The sequence below is a fragment of the Chryseobacterium sp. VD8 genome (assembly GCF_037149975.1).
Classification (GTDB): domain Bacteria; phylum Bacteroidota; class Bacteroidia; order Flavobacteriales; family Weeksellaceae; genus Chryseobacterium; species Chryseobacterium indicum.
Window position 1 is genome coordinate 1 of the sequence record NZ_JBBCQL010000505.1, and the last position, 255, is coordinate 255.

At 34.5% G+C, this 255-nt stretch carries 1 pseudogene; it reads left to right on the forward strand.

Annotated features, from left to right (window positions below):
• Positions 1-255, forward strand: a pseudogene (locus WFK35_RS23380) (hypothetical protein); the annotation flags it as partial.

The window sequence follows — 255 nt, forward strand, 5'->3', positions numbered from 1 at the left end:
TTAACGCGCAGAATCTGAGTAACTCTCCTTATGCAACTTACGGAATCGGAGATGTAAAATATGATAATACGATCGAAACTACCTCAATGGGAGGTATATCTACCGCTTTTATAAGTGATTTTACAAGTAATTTCAATTTTGCAAACCCTGCAAACAATGCTAATTTCGAGCTTACAAGTATCAAGCTGGAAGCTACCAACGAAAACAATTACTTTAAAACAAACTATAACAATACGAAGTCTACCAAACATTCTA